The organism is Streptomyces sp. NPDC107454, assembly GCF_055582885.1.
This window is the reverse complement of sequence record NZ_JBVJPA010000008.1, coordinates 433,043-450,442: the sequence shown is the minus strand read 5'-3', so window position 1 is coordinate 450,442 and position 17,400 is coordinate 433,043. Positions and strand designations below refer to the sequence as shown.

Sequence of the window (17,400 nt, the reverse complement as noted above, 5' to 3'; positions counted from 1 at the left end):
GCGGGGAACTGCGCGACCGGCCACAACGGGCCCGCAGTTCCCCCCACACCGCACCGCCCCGGTCAACTGCAGTACTGCGTCGCCTTCCCGATCGACCGGTACATGCAGTCCGCGTTCTCCAGCAACTGCAACACGGCGTCCCGGTTCCGTGAGGTCTCCCGCTCGATGACCTCGTCGGGCGGGTAGAAACCACCTCCGGAACTGGATGTCGGATACATCTCGAAGGTGTAGTCGAAGATCTTCTGACTGCCCCAGAGGTAGTCGTCGATCGACCCGTCGGTGATGTACAGGTCGCTGGACTGCTCCGGGGTGTACCCGTTGCTGGCCGCCATCTTCTGGCCGACGGCCTTGAACGCGGCGGCGTCGTCCGCGGTCATGCCGGTCGCGGTGTCGGCGTTGGTGTACCCGAAGGGCCACAGCACGAGCTCGCTGTACGTGTGGAAGTCGATCCCGGCCTTGATCTGCTGCTTCCCCCCGACGACCCGGCCGCGCACGAAGTCGGCGACGACCTTCACCTCGGGCGCGGACTCGGCGGAGGCGCCGCGGTAGGTCTCGGAGGACGTGGAGCCGGAGGAGCCGCCGCAGCAGCCCCACTTGTAGTTCCAGTTGCGGTTGAGGTCCGTACCGACGTACGAGGAACCGGAGTTGGGCTGGCGGTTCTTGCGCCAGGAGCGGTAGGAACCGGTCGCGATGTCGTACTCGCCGCCGTCCGGGTTGAGGTCCGGGACGATCCAGATCTCGCGGTTGTTCACCATGCTGGTGACCCGGGAGTCGCTGCCGTACCCGGCCCCGAGCTCGCGCAGCAGATACAGCGCCATCTCGACGGTCAGGTGCTCGCGGGCGTGCTGGTGGAAGGTGAGGAGGACCTCGGGCTCGTTCTCGTCGGTGGCCACGTTGTCGCTGACCTTGATGGCGACGATGTCCCGGCCCTGGTACGACTTCCCGATCACCCGCTTGCTCATGATGCTCGGGTAGGCCGCGAGCCGCTGGTCGATCTCCGTGTTCATCTCGGCGTAGTTGTGGTACTTCGCGTCGGCCGAGGGGAAGTCGAGGAGGCGGACGTCACCGGCGCCGTTCGACCGGTTCGGCGCGGACCCCAACAGGGAGACCTCGTAGCCGAGTCGGCGCAGCTCCTTGACCTGGTCGGCGCGGCCCGAGACGACGACGGTCTCCTCGTCGGCCTCGTCCACGGTGACGCCGGTCCGCTGGATGGCGGTGCGGGTCACCGGGGTGGTGCTCTGGTGGATCTCGTACTGGCGGATGTCGTCGGCCGAGGGTGCGGGGGCCTTCGCTCCCGTCGCCGTGGCGTCGGTGGCGGTGGCGGTGGCGGTGATCGGGGCGGCGAGGGCGAGTGCGAACAGGGTTGCCAGGGTGGCGGTGCGCCTGCCGCGTCGGTGAAGTCGCATGAAGTCTCCTTGGCGGAGTGTGGGGGGTGGAACCGGTGCGACGTACGGAATGCGGGTGTGGCGCTCATGGTGAGTGTTTGGCATGGTCAGGTCAAGAGTCGCTAAAGGGCCGGTGGCGGAAACCGGTCATGCCTCGGGCCCCGTCGGCAGGTCCGCCCGACGGGGCCCGAGTGGGAAGGAGGTGAGGGAACTCAGCCCAGGCCGCGCCACTTCGCGCTGAGGGCGATCGCCCGGAGCTGCTTCGTCGTGAGCGCGGGGGCGGGGCGCGTCGCGGCCGTCTCCTGGCTGCCGGAGTTGAAGGCACTGACCACCACACGGAACCCGTCGGTCCTGATGGTGTCGGCGGTCCACATGACGACGCCGGCGCCGCCCTTCTCGCCCGGCTTCTTGTGCGTGACGACCTTCGTGCCGTCGGCCAGCGTCTCCGTGCCCGCCCCGAAGAGCTGGTGCTCGACGTCCGACATGTTCGGCTGCACGTTGATCTGGACCAGACTCCTGCCCTTGCCGTCGTCGACGACGACATAGCCGTACCCGCTGTCCGGGCCGCTCTTGGCGACCACCTTGACGCCCTTGGGGAGCAGCGAGACGAGCGTGGAGGTGACCGCGCGGCCGTCGATGCCCGAGGGCTGTGCGGGGAGCGCCGTCGGGGCCCTGGGGTCCACCGGGATCGCGTCGACGACGCCCAGCCACGCGGCGGCCGTGACGAGGGTCTTCAACCGCGCCGGAGACAGGGGTGGTTCGGCCCTGCTGACCGGCGCGCCCTTCTCGGCGGCGGCGTTCCATTCGCTCACGCCGACGTGCTGACCCTTGGGGGTGACGAGGTCCGCCGTCCACAGCTTCGTTTCCGCGCGGCGGTCCGGGTACTCGTACCCCTGGACGATCTTGAGCGCCGAGCCGCCGGGCAGCCTGGTCGCGACGCAACTGTCGTGAGGCGTCACTACTTTGTCCGGGCACTCGACGGTCTGGCGGGCCTGCTCGCTGCCCGGCAGGACCCGGTCGAAGCCGACGGCGATGGCCGCCTTGCCCTTGCCGTCGTTGTAGACGACCTGTGCGTACGGCGGCAGCTCGTCGTCCGTGCCGCGTGCTTGCGCCGAGGTGAACTCGCCCTGGGGGAGCAGTTTCTCGAGGATGCCGATCAGTTGGTCGCCGGTGTACGACGCCTTGGGGGTGGCCGAAGCGACGGGGGTCCTGGCGCCGGTGGCCACGGACTGCCGCCCGTGGTCGCCGCCCGGTACGAGGAGTGCCCCGCCGAGGCCCACGAGCGCGACCGAGGCCACGCCCGCTACGACGGCGGCCCTGCGCCGCAGCAGCAGCCTGTGGCCGCGCGTCCGGCCGGCGGAGACCAGGGCGTGCCGGTCGGTCTCGTAGGCCCCGCCCGCGTGCTGCAGGGCCTCGCCGAGCCGTTCCTCGAAACGGTCCTCGGGGTCGGGGCCCCGGTCGTGGTCGTGGTCGTCAACGGGCATGGCGAATCACCCTCTCTGCTCTCCGTAAGGGCTGTGGGTCGGAGCTGTGGGTCGGAGCTGTGGATCGGAAGTCTCGGTACGGTCGTCGGCGCCGGGGCGGCGTCAGGGTGTGGCGCGCTCGCCGAGGGCGTCCCCGAGCAGCAGCCGCAGCCGGGCGAGCGCGCGGGTGCAGCGGGTACGTACGGCGGCCGAGCTGACGTTCATGGCCTCGGCGGTCTCCTCGACGCTGCGGTCCTCCCAGTAGCGCAGCACGACCACGGCCCGGTCCTTGGCGGACAGCCGGCCGAGTGCCTCGACCAGGGTCAGCCGCAGGGGCGTGTCGGTGTCGGCCGCGCGCGGGTCGGGAAGGTCGGGGAACTCGTCCGTGGCGCGCTCCCGGCTGCTGCGGCGCCGCTGGTGGGCGAGAAAGGTGCGGGTGAGGACGGTCTGCGCGTATCCGGCGGGGTTGCCGACGCGAGAGACCCGGTACCAGCGGACGTACAGGCGACCGAGGGTCTCCTGCACCAGGTCCTCGGCGAGGTGGGTGTCCCCGCCGGTGAGCAGACAGGCGGAACGGTAGAGATGCCCCGCCCGCGCCGCCGCGAACTCGGCGTAGTCGTCCCCCCGGACTTGTCTCATCCCGCCCCCGTGTCTTCGGTCCCGCCGCCTTCACTTCATTGATGCGCCGGCCCCCCGGAAATGTTTCAAGGGACGGAGAGAAGGTTCGGATAGGTTGCCGGAGTGACAGACCAGCCGCCCGCTTCCACCCCACCGGGCTTCGGCCCGCCCCCGCCGCAGTACGCCCCGCAGCCGCCCCAGCCCTCGGCGCCCGGACCGGAGTTCCTGGCGGTCGACAAGCACAACTCGGTCGTTGTCGACGTGTCGGGTGTGGCCTTCGAGATGTACGACATCACGGTCGACTTCCCCTGGGCCGAGATCCGCAGCGTCCACTACAAGGCGAGCCCCAACGGCAAGGCCCTGATGGTCGCCGTGGTCCACCTGGACAGCAGGGTCTACGAGTGCGTGGTGAACGCGAAGCCGCGGGAGTTGCTGCGCGGGTGGTTCGCACAGCTGGCGTGGGTGCTGGGCTACTACCGGCCGATGGGGTAGCCGTCCGGCGGCTCGGAGGAGGTGGTCGGCCCTGCCCGCCTTGATGTCGAGGATCATGGTGCGGAGCGCTTCGCGGGTGCCGGTGAGGCAGGTGTCTTCGGCGCCGACCATGGCGACGTAGGCGTTGCCTTCGGGCGAGCGCGGCCGCATACGGATCGCGAGCGCCGTCAATCCTCTGTGACGGCTGGGGAGACTTGCGTCTGCCCAGCCGTCATGGCCGGCGCTCTAGCCGATGCGAGCTCCCGTGCCGCTGACGCGGACGCGCGGGTCACCCGCGCGCAGCGTCACCGTGAGTTCGCCCGGTCGGCCCAGGTCCTCGCCCTGATGCAGGGTGAGGACGGCGTCCTCGGGGACCAGGCCGAGCTCACGGGCGTACGCACCGAACGCGGCGGCCGCGGCGCCGGTTGCCGGGTCCTCGACGACGCCGCCGACGGGGAACGGGTCACGGACATGGAAGACGGTGGGCGACTCTCGCCACACCAACTGGACCGTGGTCAGGTCCAAGCGGTGCATCAGGGCTTCGAGGCGCGCGAAGTCGTACGCGAGATCTGCGAGGCGCGCGCGTGTCGCCGCCGCGAGAACGAGATGGCGGGCACCGGCGAACGCGATACGGGGCGGGAAGGCCGGGTCGAGTTCGGCGGCCGGCCAGCCGAGCGCGGCGAGCGCCTCCGTGAGGTCGGCGTCGGCGATCTCGTCGATGTGCGGCTCGACACTGGTGAGTGTGGCCCTGACGCTCCCGCCCTCCTCGGCCACTTCCACCGGCACGGCGCCGGCGCGCGTCGCGAATACCAGCTCCCCGGGGCCTGTCCGCCCGGCGAGCGCGACGGCGGTCGCGATGGTGGCGTGCCCGCAGAACGGCACCTCGGCCTTGGGGCTGAAGTAACGGATGCTGTACGCCCGTCCCTCCTGGCCGCCGAGGCCCTCCGGGGGCGCGGTCAGGAACGCGGACTCCGAGTATCCGAGGTCGGCGGCGATGGCCAGCATGTCGCTGTCGTCCAGGCCGGTGGCATCCAGAACGACGCCGGCCGGGTTTCCGCCGTCAGGGTCGCTGGAGAAGGCGGTGTATCGCAGGACCTCGGGCCGCGGCGCATTCGTCGTCATGCTCGCGGCAACGCGGGGCGGGCTCGCGGCTATTCCTCGACGCGGGTGGAGACGGGCAGGCCGGTGGAAGACGTTCCGCCAGGCGTGGGTGCGTTCGACGTGCCAACGCCGACAGGCGAGCGCCGGCCACCCCTGTGCGGGGTGGCCGGCACCGTGTCCGGCCGAAGGGTGCCTTTCTAGCCGAGCCCGTGCACGTGCGGCCCCACCGCGTTCGACCACGCGTTGCCCGCCGCCGCGTCCCAGTTCGTCGACCAGGTCATCGCGCCGCGCAGGTCCGGGTAGGTCTTGGAGGGCTTGAAGGAACCGCAGTTGGTGCCCTTGGCCAGGCAGTCCAACGCGTTGTTCACCACGGTCGGAGACACATAGCCGCTGCCCGCGCCGCTCGTCGAGGCCGGGAGGCCCAGGCCCACCTGGGAGGGGGCCAGACCGCCCTGGAGCTGGATGCAGGCGAGGGCGGTGAGGAAGTCGACCGAGCCCTGGCTGTAGACCTTGCCGTCGCAGCCCAGCATCGAACCGCTGTTGTAGTACTGCATGTTGACGACCGTCAGGATGTCCTTGATGTTCAGGGCCGTCTGGAAGTACGCGTTCGACGTGGACTGCATGTCGATCGTCTGCGGGGCCATGGTGATGACGAGGGACGAGCCGGCCTTTGCGGAGAGCGACCTCAGGGCCTGCGTCATGTACGTCGCGTTGAGGCCGTTCTCCAGGTCGATGTCGACGCCGTCGAAGCCGTACGTCTGCATGAGGGAGTAGACGGAGTTCGCGAAGTTCGTCGCGGACGTGGAGTCGCTGATCGACACCGTGCCGTTCTGGCCGCCGATGGAGATGACGACCTTCTTGCCCGCGGCCTGCTTGGCCTTGATGTCCGCCTTGAACTGGTCGACGGTGTAGCCGCCGAGCCCGGCCGAGTCGAGGTTGAAGGTCACCGCGCCCGGCGTGCCCGTCGCGTCCGCGAACGCCACCGCGATGATGTCGTACTGGGACTGCACCGCGGAGATCTTCTGGACCGTCGCGCCGTTGTTGAAGTTCTGCCAGTAGCCCGTGACGGCGTGCTTGGGCAGGGTGCCGCCACCACCGCCCGAGGACGCCGTCGTCGTACCCGTCACCGCCGTCGACTTCGCCGACTCACCCGCCGCGTTCGTCGCCGTGACCTGGAAGGAGTACGAGGTGGAGGCCGCGAGGGACGAGACGGTCGCCGATGTCCCCGTCGTCGACTGGACCTTCGTACCCGCCTGGTAGACGTTGTAGCCCGTCGCGCCGGACACCGTGTTCCAGGAGAGGGAGACGGAGGAGGACGTGGTGGAGGAGACCGCGAGACCGGTGGGTGCCGCCGGGACCGTGGGGGCCGGGTCGCCGCCTCCGCCGCCGTCGGGGCCGAAGACCGAGAGGTCGTCGGCGTAGTACGGGGCCTGGGCGTACCACCCGTGCGTGTACACCGTCACCGAGGTCGTTGACGCGCCCGTGGTGAAGGTGGTCGAGAGCTGTTTCCAGGAAGCGGAGTCGGGGGTCCAGGTCGAGACGTCCGTGGTGCCGGTGCCCGTCACGCCCAGGTAGGCGTACCCGCCCTGCAGCCACGCGCTCAGCGTGTACGTCGAGTTGGGCTTGACCGCGACGGCCTGGGTGCACTGGGCGTTGTCCTGCCCGGCGGGCGTGCCCTTGAGCGCGGCCGAGCCGCCGTGCACCGGCGAGGAGACGGTCGTACCGCTGCCCGCCGTACAGGTCCAGTTGCTCAGGCCCGACTCGTAGCCGCCGTTCTTGGCGTTGTTGACGTCCGCCGCCTGGGCCTGGCCCGCCAGACCGGTGAGGGAGAGGACGGAGGCGGTGACGACGGCGGCGAGGGCGCCCGCCCATCTCCGTCGGGGCGGTCGGGGCATACGTATGACGCGGTCCACTGGGACCTCCGGTGAGGGGAGGGGAGAAGAGGGGGGAGGAGGAGCGGGGTGCGGAACGGTGGCCACCGTCGACGTTGCTGGCGTACAAGTTGGTCCAGACCAATTGGGTTGTCAAGACCTCTGGTGGGTGACAGGGGTGACCGGACGCCTCAACGGGCCCACAGGGTGGGCGACTTGTGGCATATTCGTCTCACTCTCCGTTGATCAAGCCCGTACCTTCCGTGAGTTGATCTGGAAGATTCGGTGTTGAGGCGGCCATGCCGTGGATATGGTGCTGATGCAAGAGGACGTCACAGGGGCCATCTGAGGCGGTGGTCGACCACCCCGCCACAGTGAACGGGGTGTGTGCAGCGTGCCGACCGCGATAGCCGTCACCAGTCCCGATCTGGTGCTCCCGCCGCACGACCGGCAGACCCCACCCGCCGTGGTCCAGCCCCTCGACAGTCTCGAAAGCTCCCTCACGGGCATGCACGCCCTCATCGAGCAGCACGGGTACGTCATCGCCCTCTACCCGGCCTCGGTCGAGGACGCGGTCACCCGGCGGCTGCACACCGTCCGCTCCGTCCTGGAGAGCGACCGCATCGCCCTGCTCGGCATCGACCTGCCGCCGCTCGGAGTCGCCCTGCTGGCCCAGCAGTTGCGGCAGCTGTCGGTCTGCGACTTCAGCCCGGGCGTGCTCGCCTCCGCCGCCCGGCTGCTCGCCCACTACATCTACGCCGGGGCCCTGCTCGGCTCGGTCGCCAAGCTCGACCGGGTCCCGGTGACGCTGAAGTCGCACGCCAAGTCATGGGTGCCGGGCGCCCAGTTCGCCGTACTGTCCCATCCGCGTCCGCAGCTGGCCCGGATCGGGCAGGACGAGCTCCCCGGGCCCGAGTTCGGCACCCGGCTGCTTGTCGCCGCGGGCCAGCCGCCCTCCGACTGGGTCACCGCGACCCTCGCGCCCGCCTGGCGTGTGCAGGGCGTCGCGACCGTACCGCTACCACAGGAGTCGGCCCGCTGGTGGGGCACCACCAAGCTCGCCGAGTTCGCCGCCGGTCTGTACGACGTCTCGGTGCTCTACCAGCTCGTGTCGTCCGTCCGCCGGGAGGAGTGCCACTGGTGCGGTCTCGAACTCATCGGTGACCGCTGCGGGTTCTGTGCCGCGCCGCTGCCCCCGCCTCCCGAGCTTCCGACGGCCACTGTGCGGGCAGCATCCTCAGTACGCGCTCTGCCCCGAGGAGCCACGTAAGTCACGTCCGTACGCCCGAACAACACGCTGATCGACACGTCGAACAACACACGCTGAACCACGCCAGGCACGACCGCTCGACCCCGCCCGTCCCCGCCCCACGATCGAGGTTGTCCGCGTCATGAACTCACGCCAGCGCCGCGGCGTCATCCTGCTGGTCCTCTCGGTCCTGTGCGCCCTGGGCGCCTTCGCCGGAGTGCTCTCGGTGATCCGCGACGTGAACTCCAAGGTCGGCCCGGAGGTGGCGGCGTACCGCCTGAAGGACGACATCGCGCCCTACAAGGAGCTGTCGGCCGACCAGTTCCAGAAGGTCTCGATGCCCAAGCGCTGGCTGTCGAGCACGGCGGTCACGAACCTCGGCCAGATCCGCGGGAAGATCGCCGTCACGCAACTGGAGAAGGGCTCCCTGCTCCAGACCGACATGATCGTGGACCGGCCCGCGCTGGAGGCGGGCCAGCAGGAGATCGCGATCATGATCGACGCGGCGACCGGTGTGGCCGGAAAGATCGACCCCGGCTCCCGGGTCAACATCTACGCCACCTTCAAGGCCGAGAACGACAAGCAGAAGGACCAGTCCAAGGTCATCGTGGCGAACGCCCGCGTCATCGACGTCGGCAAGCTCACCGCCCTCGACCCCGGCCAGTCCAGCAACGACCGGCGCAACAGCGCCACCCAGGCCGTCCCCATCACCTTCGCGCTCGACACCGCCGACGCCCAACGCGTCGCGTACGCCGAGTCGTTCGCCGAACACGTCCGCCTCGCCCTGGTCGCGGGCGGCTCCGACGCGACCGTCGCCCCCGGCGACCGTACGTACACCCTCGACGAGGACAAGTAGGAGGCCGCGCATGAGGTCCACGCCCACGGGGCTGTGCCGATGACCATCCGTATCCTCCCGGCCGTCAGTGACGTCGACTCGGCCCGCGCGCTCGCCACCCTGCTGAGCCAGCTCGCGGACGCCGAGCCGGCCCCGCCCGTCCCCGACTCCACGGCGCTCCTCGACACCCTGGCGCGGCTCGCCGCCGAGTCCCTCGACGAACTGCCCGAAGTCGTCCTCGTCCACGAACGCATAGGTCCCGTACCGGCGTTGGACCTGATCCGCGACGTGGTCATGCGCTTCCCCGCGATCGGCGTCGTCTTCATCACCGCGGACACCAGCACCGGTGTCCTCACCGCCGCCATGGACTCCGGCGCCCGCGGCATCATCGGCCTCCCGCTGGGCTACGACGCCCTCGCCGAACGCGTCCAGGCCGCCGCCGGGTGGTCGCTCGGCATGCGCCGCCACCTCGGCAGCGGCACCCCCGAGCTGTACGCGGGCCCCGGCGGCACCGTCGTCACGGTCACCGGGGCGAAGGGCGGCGTCGGAGCGACGGTCACCGCCGTCGAACTCGCCCTCGCCGCCCAGGCGTCGGGGCGCAGCGTCGCGCTGGTGGACCTCGACCTCCAGTCCGGGGACGTGGCCTCGTACCTGGACGTCCAGTTCCGGCGGTCGATCGCCGACCTCGCCGGGATCAGCGACATCAACCCCCGCGTCCTCCAGGACGCCGTCTACACCCACGACAGCGGAGTGGGCCTCCTGCTGGCCCCGGCCGAGGGCGAACGCGGCGAGGAGGTCACCGACCGGGTGACCCGCCAGGTCCTGGGCGCCCTGCGCTCCCGCCACGACATCGTGGTCGTCGACTGCGGCGCCCAGATGAACTCCGCGACCGCCGCGGCCGTCGAGATGGCCGACCGGGCCCTCCTCCTGGTCACCCCCGACGTGGTCGCCGTGCGCGCCGCCAAACGCATGGTCCGCATGTGGGACCGCCTCCAGATCCGCAAGGCGGAGGAGACGACCACGGTCGTCAACCGTTTCGCCCGCGCCACGGAGATCCAGCCCTCCCTCGTCGAACGCGTCACCGGCACCAAGGTCGCCCGCACCCCCGTCCCCGCCGCCTTCAAGGAACTCCAGTCCGTCGTCGACGCGGGGCGCCTCCAGGACCTGGACACCCGCTCGACGGTCAAGCAGGCGCTGTGGGCGCTGGCGGGGGAGCTGGGGCTGGTGGTCGCCCAGGAGACCGGCGGGGGTGGCGGCAGGCGCCGCAAGTCCTCGTCGGACCGGGGCGCACTGGCCCTGCGGCGCAAGGGCGGCGACCGGGGCGCGGTCACCCTCGAATTCGCCGGCATGTTCCCGATCCTGCTCGTCGTGATGACGATCCTGTGGCAGTGCGTGCTCTACGGGTACTCGTACTCGCTGGCCGGGAACGCGGCGGACGAGGCGGCGCGGGCGGCGACGGCGGCGTACGCGGTCAAGGGTGACGTGTCCGGGGCGTGCCAGACGGCAGGGTCCAAGCATCTGCCCGGTTCCTGGCAGGGCGCCACGATCAACTGCGGCCCGGCGGGCCCGGTCATGAAGGCCACCGTCGACGTCAAAGTGCCCCTGTTCTTCCCCGGCTTCGACGCCGGGTGGCGCGTGAAGGGGAACGCGGGCGCCGCGCTGGAGGGGAACAACGGATGAGGCCCCTACGGTGGCTGAGGCGTCGGTTCCGCGACGACCGGGGCGTCTCCATGCTGGAGTTCGCCGGGTTCCTGCCCATCCTGCTCGTCATCGGGATGGCCGCCATCCAGCTCGGCCTCATCGGGTACGGGATCAACCAGGCGGGGACGGCGGCGCGGGCGGCGGCGCGGGTCGCCTCGCAGGGCGGCGACGGCTCGGCGGCCGGACACGCCGCGGTGAGCGGCTGGCTCAATCCGGACGTGAGGCCCGACGAGGGCGCCGACGTCACCACGGCGACGGTCACCGTGAGTGTCCCCGGAGTCATCCCCCTCTTCGGCCCCTACACCGTCACCCGCCACGCCACCATGCCCACCGACAACTGAACCGGAAACGGACAGCCGACGAATGACCGGGAGGAGCTGAATCCATGAGCCTGCGCAGCCGACTCTCCACCCCCGACGAGTCGGGCCCCGCCCGCGAGGACGGACACCTCGTCGCCGTCTACCGAGCCAAGCTCCTCGAGGAGATCGACCTCGCGGAGATGTCGAGCCTGGCGGCAGCCGAACGCCGGGTACGCCTGGAGCGCGTGCTCGGCCACATCATCAGCCGTGAGGGCCCGGTCCTGTCCTCCGCCGAGCGCTCCCAGCTGATCCGGCGGGTCGTCGACGAGGCCCTCGGCCTCGGCGTCCTCGAACCGCTGCTCGCCGACGCGTCCATCACCGAGATCATGGTCAACGGGCCGGACTCCATCTTCGTGGAGCGGGCGGGACGGGTCGAACAGCTCCCGCTCCGCTTCGCCTCCCACGACCAGCTGATGCAGACCATCGAGCGCATCGTCTCCACGGTCAACCGCCGCGTCGACGAGTCGAACCCCATGGTCGACGCCCGTCTGCCCACCGGCGAGCGCGTCAACGTCATCATCCCGCCGCTCGCCCTCACCGGCCCCACCCTGACCATCCGCCGCTTCCCCCGCGCGTACACCCTGCCCGAACTCATCGGCCTCGGCTCGCTCGACGAGCAGATGCTGATGCTGCTCGCGGCCTTCGTGCGGGCCCGCTTCAACGTCATCGTCAGCGGCGGTACCGGCAGCGGGAAGACGACCCTGCTCAATGCCCTCTCCGGCCTGATCCCGTCCCGCGAGCGCATCATCACCATCGAGGACTCGGCCGAACTCCAGCTCCAGCAGGAACATGTCATCCGGCTGGAGTCCCGCCCCCCGAACGTCGAGGGCAAGGGCCACATCACCATCCGCGACCTGGTCCGCAACTCCCTCCGTATGCGGCCCGACCGCATCATCGTCGGCGAGGTCCGCGGCGGCGAGACCCTCGACATGCTCCAGGCGATGTCGACCGGCCACGACGGGTCCCTGGCCACCGTCCACGCGAACTCCGCCGAGGACGCCCTCATGAGGCTCCAGACGCTCGGCTCGATGTCCGAGGTCCAGATCCCCTTCGAGGCGCTGAAGGACCAGATCAACTCGGCCGTGGACGTCGTCGTCCAGCTCACCCGCCACGCCGACGGCTCCCGCAAGGTCACCGAGACAGCCCTGGTCGTCTCGCACGGCCGCGAACAGTTCCGCGTCGTCCCCGTCACCCGCTTCGTCCCCCGCCCCGCAGGCCCCGACCGTGTCGTACACGGCCATTTCGAGCACCTTCCGCTGCCGCGCCAGGTCGCCGAGAAGCTGTACGTCGCAGGCGAACCGCTGCCGCCCGCGTTCGGCGTGGCCGAGGTCCTCGACGTACTCGACACGAGGCGGGCCATCGGATGACCAGCCCCGCCCCCGAAGGGAGGCAGCCATGAACGACCCCGCACTCCTCGCCCTCGGCGCCACCGTGCTGTGCGGCACCCTCGCCGTCGCGGGCGTCCACCTGTACGCCTCGGGCCGTGCCCAGCGTCAGGCCCTCGTCGACCGCCTCTCCGGCGGCGGCCCGCTGCGCACCGCGGCCGGCCGCGTACGCCGTTTCGCCGCGATCGACCGCCGACTGCGCCGCACCCGCCTCGGCCGGACGATCCACCTGCGCCTGTCGGCGACGGGCCTGGACGTGACGGCGGGGGAGTTCGCCATGTACGTCACCGCCGTCGTCGTCGCGCTGTGGCTGATCGCCGCGTCGGTGCTGGCCCCCTTCTTCGGTCCGATCGCCGCGCTTGTGGGCGTGTGGAGCGCGGCCATCTTCCTCAACTGGCAGCGTCAGAAACGCATCGAGGCCTTCATCGGCCAACTCCCCGACGTGGCCCGCCTGCTGGCCAACGCGGCCGCCGCGGGACTGGCCCTGCGGACGGCACTGGCGATGGCCGCTGAGGAGCTCGAAGCCCCCGCAGGCGAGGAACTCGCCCGCGTGGCCGACCAGTTGATGCTGGGGCGCAGCATCGACGACGCCCTCGGTGAACTCTCCGAGCGCCTCCCGTCCCGTGAGCTGATCGTCCTCGTCACGACCCTGGTCCTCGCCAACAAGGCGGGCGGTTCGGTCGTCAGCTCCCTGCGCAACCTCACCCACACCCTGGAGGACCGCAAGGAGACCCGCCGCGAGGTCCGCACCATGCTCTCCGAGGTCAACGCCACCGCCTTCACGGTCCCGATGCTCGGTCTGGGCTCGCTGCTCCTGATCAACTCCTCGAACGAGGGGGCCCTCGCCCGGGTCACCGGCTCCGGCCTCGGCCAGACCCTCGTCCTGATCTCGCTCGGCCTCTACACCGTCGGCTTCTTCGTCATCCGCCGCCTCGGCAAGATCGACGTCTGAGAGAGGAGGGGTCACGTTGCTCGCGCTGCTGCTCGCCCTCCTGACGGCCGGGGCCGTCGCGGGCGCCCTGCTGGGCATCCGCATGATCCGCGCCGACGCCAAACTCCCGAGCGACCTCGCGCTCGCCCTGGAGGTCGGCGGAACCCGCGTCTCCACGGCCGAGTCCGCCGTCGACCGCCTCGGCATGCGCTTCGCGCCCACCATCCTGCGCCTGATGGGCCCCCGCCGTGTCGAGGCCAAACGCCGCCGCATCGACATGGCGGGCAATCCCGGAGGTCTGACCCTCAACCGCTACGCCGCCCGCCGCGCGGTGTACGGCGTCTTCGGCGTCGTACTCGGCCTCGTCTTCCTCTCCAACGGCCAACTTCTCTTCGCCGTCCTCACCCTGGCCTTCGGGCTCGTCGCCGCCGACGCCCTCATCTGGCAGGCCGTCCGCGAACGCAAGGAGGTCATCGACCGCACACTCCCCGACTTCCTCGACGTCCTCGCGGTCGTGGTCTCGGCGGGCCTCGGCTTCCGCCAGGCGCTGGACCGGGTCGCGGAGAAGTACGAGGGCCCCTGGGCGGACGAACTGCGCATCACACTGCGCCAGATGGACATGGGCGTCAGCCGCCGCCAGGCGTTCGACGAACTGCGCAAGCGCAACTCCTCCGAGCAGGTCGCGCAGTTCGTCTCGGCGCTGCAGCAGGGCGAGGAACTGGGGTCCCCCATCGCCGAGACCCTCATCCAACTCGCCACGGACATGCGCCGCACGGACGCGCAGAACGCCCGCCGCCGCGCCGCCAAGACCATCCCCAAGGCGACGATGGTGACCCTCGTCTTCATGCTCCCGGCGACGATGATCCTGATCGCCACGGGCATGTTCCTGGGGTCGGGCACGAACTTCGGTTCGATCCTGGGCCGCTGATGACCAGCCGCCGTACTCCCCTGCCGAGGCCGTCACCGCCCTGGACGCTCCCCCGGTGGCTGTCACAGCCCCCGCCGTGGCTGACCCGGCTGTGGGAGCGGCGGCACCTCGCGAGCACCGAGGACGGCTACCTGGCCGACGACGCCCCGGCCCCCGGAAGCGTCCGCCTCCAGCTCAACGCCCTCCAGGCACTGTGCCGTCAGGCCTTCGGCGTCCGCCTCGCCGCGATCGCGATCGGCGCCCCCTTCGCGATGACCAACGCCGTGAACGGCCCGCCCCGCTACACGGTCCTGGCCGCCGCCGTCCTCGGCGTCATGGGCTCGTACGCCATGCTCAGGGACTGGGACCGCTTCGGCCCCCGTCTCCTGGCTCACCCCACCCTGATGGCCGTGGACCTGACCTTCGGCGCGGTCCTGCTCCTGACGGCGTCCCCCGCGTCCCCCCTCGCGTACGCGACGGTCTGCACCCCGCTTCTGGCCGGCCTGCTGTACGGCTGGCGCGGCTCGGGCATCTTCACCGGCCTGCAGCTGATCGTGCTGGTGACGGTGTACAGGGCCTGGCAGCACCACCCGGGGTCCGGCGCCAGCACTCTCCTCGTCGCGGGCTTCTGCGTCGGCGCCGGCATCATCGGCGTCACCCTGCGCAACCTGATGTTCCGCTTCGGTACGGCGAGCCAGGCGCTGTCGGAGGCGAACTCCCGCCTGGCCGTCGCCGAGGCGGTGGAGTCCGAACGGGCCCGCCTGGCCCGCGAGATGCACGACTCGGTCGCGAAGACCCTGCACGGCCTGGCCCTGGCGGCCGAGGCCCTCGCCGCCTCGGCCGCCGCCGGGGACGCGGACCCGCACACGCTGGGGCGGCAGGCGACGATGGTCGCGGGCGCGGCCCGCCGGGCGGCCGCGGAGTCCCGCGACCTCCTCTCCGACCTGCGCCGCCACACGGACCTCACAAGTGCGAACACGGATGTCCTGTCCGAACTCGGCACCCGGGTGAGGGCCTTCGAGGCCCGCACCCGCCTCCCCACGGCACTCCACCACCGCGGCGAGCGCCCGATCCTCCCGTACGCCACCGCCCACCACGTCCTGGCGATCGTGTCCGAGGCGCTGGAGAACGCGCACCGCCATGCGGACGCGACGCGGGTGACGGTGGAACTCGACGTGTCCGAAGCCGAGTGCGCCGTACGCGTACGCGACGATGGAGTCGGTCTGCCCCCGCCCGTCGCCCTCGACGACCCGACCCTCGACGACCTGACCAGATCCGGCCACTTCGGGTTGCTCGGCATGGCCGAGCGAGCCGCGTCGCTGGGCGGCCGTATCGACCTGAACCGTTCCCCGCAAGGAGGCGCGGAGATTCACCTGACCCTCCCGCGATCCTCCGTCGTCCCCCACCGTCCCCCCACCCCCCAAGAGGAGGCCGCACATGCCTGACCAGGCACTTCCCGGCCCGAACCTCCGAGTACTCGTGGCCGACGACAACCCGGTCGTCCGGGCCGGTCTGGCCGCGTTGCTCGACGGCCACCCGGACCTCGCGGTCGTCGCGCAGGCGGCCGACGGCCAGGAGGCCATCGCGGCCGCCACCCGACTGCGCCCGGACGTCGTCCTCCTCGACGTCCGCATGCCCGGCACGGACGGCCTGACGGCCCTGCCCGCCCTCTCCCTGCTCGCCCCCGTGATGATGCTGACCTACAGCCGCGAACCCGAGGTCGTGGCCGAGGCGTTGCGGCGGGGCGCGGTCGGCTATCTCGTCCACGGCGAGTTCACGGCGGCCGAACTGATCTCCGCCGTACGGGAGGTACGGCACGCGGCTTCAACTTCCGCGCCTGTCCCGGATTCACTCGGTGTTTCGTACGAACCGAACGATTTTCCTTCGCATCTGCAACTGGCTGTGGGACAGTCGTCAAAGGCCCGGTCAGGCTTCGCGGCGAGGCTCCACCGCCGCGTGCCCAACCGGCTCAACTTCGGCCTGAGTTCACGGGAGGTGGAGGTCATGGATCTCATCGCGTCCGGCATGAGCAATCAGCAGATCGCTGCCGCCTGCTTCATCAGCGAGAAGACCGTCAAGAACCACATCAACCGCATCTTCGCAAAGCTGCACAGTTCCTCACGCAGCGAAGCGATCGCCCACTGGCTGGGCACGGCACGTGAGGGGTGGAGCCGATGACTCCACCCACGGCAAGTTGGGCCCCTGGGCCCACCCGGAGTAGGCGCGGTCTCACGTACGGTGCTCGGGTCGGTAGTGGTGGCGTCGGGCGGGAGGACAGGGGCCATGGTGACGAGGGACTGGACGCTGAGGGTGGGGGTCCGGGTGGAGGCCTGGGCGAAGACCGTCGCCGGTCGGATGCGGGGCCGCGGGCGGGACGTCGGCGCGGGTTTCGTGGAGTATGCCGGTCTGATGATCATCATTGCGGGGATCTTCACGTTGATCGACCAGATCGGCCTGGACGGGATGATCTCGGGGGCGATTCGGACGGCAGTCACCCAGGTCACCGGAGGCGGCGGCTGATCCAGCCGGCCCGCAGCGACCGAGGGCAGACCCTCCCCATCTACATCTGGTTGACGGGGATTCTGCTCTTCGCTGCGCTCGCCTTCTTCGTGTTCGCCCAAGCAGCGTCCGCCCGGAATGGTGCTCAATCCGCGGCGGACGCTGCGGCGTTGGCGGCCGCACGGGACTCCCGCGACGAGCTGATGAAGGGCTTGGCGGGGGCCGTGGGCACGGACCACTGGCTGGACTGGCTCAAGGGCGACCTGTTCAAGGGCGCGGGAGCCGCGGCCGCGGCTGATCGGCTGGCCGCCGAGAACGACTCGACCGTGCAGGGTTTTACCCCGACCGCGGTGAACGGATTTCCGGGCTACCGAGTGGATATCGAGACCCGGTACACGGTTGGCAAGTCGATCATTCCCGGTACGGAGGACAGGCACGCGACGGCCCATGCCGTTGCTGTCATCCAGCCGCGCTGCGACTTCGATCCGGCCGCGGATCCCAAGAAGCCCGTGGAACTGAACTGTGACGGACAGACCGTCGACATCGACCCCGGAAAGTTCGATCCGGTCGACCTTCCGGACGCGTCCGTGCTGTTCTCTGTGCATCTGGCCGAGTGAGAGGAAGC

17 protein-coding genes are annotated in these 17,400 nt (G+C 70.6%); 12 read left to right on the top strand and 5 right to left on the bottom strand.

Annotated features, from left to right (window positions below; genetic code table 11):
• Positions 1-62: 62 nt before the first annotated feature.
• The 3 genes from ACZ69M_RS22875 to ACZ69M_RS22865 all read right to left on the bottom strand — a co-directional run bounded on the left by ACZ69M_RS22875 (position 63) and on the right by ACZ69M_RS22865 (position 3,487).
• On the bottom strand, positions 63-1,406 hold the full coding sequence (locus ACZ69M_RS22875) for a M14 family metallopeptidase (RefSeq protein WP_470052285.1): 1,344 nt from the start codon (positions 1,404-1,406) through the stop codon (positions 63-65).
• A gap of 191 nt (positions 1,407-1,597) precedes the next feature.
• On the bottom strand, positions 1,598-2,869 hold the full coding sequence (locus ACZ69M_RS22870; RefSeq protein WP_470052284.1) for a hypothetical protein: 1,272 nt from the start codon (positions 2,867-2,869) through the stop codon (positions 1,598-1,600).
• Positions 2,870-2,971: 102 nt separating this feature from the next.
• Positions 2,972-3,487 carry a SigE family RNA polymerase sigma factor gene (locus tag ACZ69M_RS22865; RefSeq protein WP_470052283.1) on the bottom strand — a complete coding sequence of 172 codons (516 nt, stop codon included), beginning with the start codon at positions 3,485-3,487 and terminating at the stop codon, positions 2,972-2,974.
• 102 nt (positions 3,488-3,589) lie between these two features.
• On the opposite strand from ACZ69M_RS22865, the gene ACZ69M_RS22860 reads away from it, so the two are divergent.
• The gene (locus ACZ69M_RS22860) at positions 3,590-3,958 is read left to right on the top strand and encodes a hypothetical protein (RefSeq protein ID WP_470052281.1); all 369 of its coding nucleotides are present in this window, start codon (positions 3,590-3,592) and stop codon (positions 3,956-3,958) included.
• A gap of 225 nt (positions 3,959-4,183) precedes the next feature.
• On the opposite strand, the gene ACZ69M_RS22855 is transcribed toward ACZ69M_RS22860, so the two are convergent.
• Complete coding sequence (locus ACZ69M_RS22855) at positions 4,184-5,059, bottom strand: PhzF family phenazine biosynthesis protein (RefSeq protein ID WP_470052279.1); 876 nt, start codon at positions 5,057-5,059, stop codon at positions 4,184-4,186.
• Positions 5,060-5,235: 176 nt separating this feature from the next.
• Positions 5,236-6,933, bottom strand: a complete 1,698-nt coding sequence (locus ACZ69M_RS22850) for a chitinase (protein WP_470052277.1) — start codon at positions 6,931-6,933, stop codon at positions 5,236-5,238.
• A 370-nt stretch (positions 6,934-7,303) separates the two neighbouring features.
• On the opposite strand from ACZ69M_RS22850, the gene ACZ69M_RS22845 reads away from it, so the two are divergent.
• The 11 genes from ACZ69M_RS22845 to ACZ69M_RS22795 all read left to right on the top strand — a co-directional run bounded on the left by ACZ69M_RS22845 (position 7,304) and on the right by ACZ69M_RS22795 (position 17,392).
• On the top strand, positions 7,304-8,179 hold the full coding sequence (locus ACZ69M_RS22845) for a hypothetical protein (protein WP_470052275.1): 876 nt from the start codon (positions 7,304-7,306) through the stop codon (positions 8,177-8,179).
• A gap of 121 nt (positions 8,180-8,300) precedes the next feature.
• Complete coding sequence (cpaB, locus tag ACZ69M_RS22840) at positions 8,301-9,014, top strand: Flp pilus assembly protein CpaB (protein ID WP_470052274.1); 714 nt, start codon at positions 8,301-8,303, stop codon at positions 9,012-9,014.
• 39 nt (positions 9,015-9,053) lie between these two features.
• Entirely contained in the window at positions 9,054-10,673 is a 1,620-nt protein-coding gene (locus ACZ69M_RS22835; protein ID WP_470052272.1) for an AAA family ATPase, read from the top strand.
• Positions 10,670-11,035, top strand: a complete 366-nt coding sequence (locus tag ACZ69M_RS22830; RefSeq protein WP_470052270.1) for a TadE/TadG family type IV pilus assembly protein — start codon at positions 10,670-10,672, stop codon at positions 11,033-11,035. The genes ACZ69M_RS22835 and ACZ69M_RS22830 overlap by 4 nt, the downstream gene beginning before the upstream one ends.
• A gap of 44 nt (positions 11,036-11,079) precedes the next feature.
• Positions 11,080-12,420 carry a CpaF family protein gene (locus ACZ69M_RS22825; protein ID WP_470052268.1) on the top strand — a complete coding sequence of 447 codons (1,341 nt, stop codon included), beginning with the start codon at positions 11,080-11,082 and terminating at the stop codon, positions 12,418-12,420.
• Positions 12,421-12,448: 28 nt separating this feature from the next.
• Positions 12,449-13,390 (top strand): type II secretion system F family protein, encoded by a 942-nt coding sequence (locus ACZ69M_RS22820; protein ID WP_470052266.1) that lies wholly within the window; start codon positions 12,449-12,451, stop codon positions 13,388-13,390.
• A 16-nt stretch (positions 13,391-13,406) separates the two neighbouring features.
• On the top strand, positions 13,407-14,297 hold the full coding sequence (locus ACZ69M_RS22815; protein WP_470052264.1) for a DUF5936 domain-containing protein: 891 nt from the start codon (positions 13,407-13,409) through the stop codon (positions 14,295-14,297).
• Positions 14,297-15,721 carry a sensor histidine kinase gene (locus ACZ69M_RS22810; protein WP_470052262.1) on the top strand — a complete coding sequence of 475 codons (1,425 nt, stop codon included), beginning with the start codon at positions 14,297-14,299 and terminating at the stop codon, positions 15,719-15,721. Before ACZ69M_RS22815 ends, ACZ69M_RS22810 begins: the two co-directional genes overlap by 1 nt.
• Entirely contained in the window at positions 15,714-16,454 is a 741-nt protein-coding gene (locus tag ACZ69M_RS22805) for a response regulator (protein ID WP_470052261.1), read from the top strand. Before ACZ69M_RS22810 ends, ACZ69M_RS22805 begins: the two co-directional genes overlap by 8 nt.
• Before the next feature lie 105 nt (positions 16,455-16,559).
• On the top strand, positions 16,560-16,796 hold the full coding sequence (locus ACZ69M_RS22800; RefSeq protein ID WP_470052467.1) for a hypothetical protein: 237 nt from the start codon (positions 16,560-16,562) through the stop codon (positions 16,794-16,796).
• Positions 16,793-17,392: a pilus assembly protein TadG-related protein gene (locus tag ACZ69M_RS22795; protein WP_470052454.1), complete on the top strand. Its 600-nt coding sequence runs from the start codon at positions 16,793-16,795 to the stop codon at positions 17,390-17,392. The genes ACZ69M_RS22800 and ACZ69M_RS22795 overlap by 4 nt, the downstream gene beginning before the upstream one ends.
• Positions 17,393-17,400: the final 8 nt, after the last annotated feature.